Raw genomic sequence first — 281 nt, forward strand, 5'->3', positions numbered from 1 at the left:
TTTTCTTTTTCCACTAATTCTGTCACAGGGATACCTGCTACAGTCGTATATCTTGGAAGTGGTACCATGGTATCTCCATGACCTCCCATAAGGATCGCCTGGATTTCCTTACCGGAAACGTTGAGTTCCTCAGCCAAAAACGCTCTGTATCTGGCAGTGTCCAAGATACCTGCCATACCCATCACTTTTGTTCTTGGCAAGCCTGAAGTCAAGTGTGCCTGATAGGTCATGACGTCGAGAGGATTGGAAACTACGATAATGATGGCGTTTGGAGAATATTT

General features: G+C 45.2%; 1 protein-coding gene. It reads right to left on the bottom strand.

From position 1 onward, the window contains the following. Positions 1-281: lactate/malate family dehydrogenase (locus ACNKXV_RS14660; RefSeq protein ID WP_417908435.1), on the bottom strand; the 281-nt coding region annotated here is incomplete at both ends.

It is taken from the genome of Christiangramia aquimixticola, from assembly GCF_048285835.1.
In the GTDB taxonomy this organism is placed as follows: Bacteria; Bacteroidota; Bacteroidia; order Flavobacteriales; family Flavobacteriaceae; genus Christiangramia; species Christiangramia aquimixticola.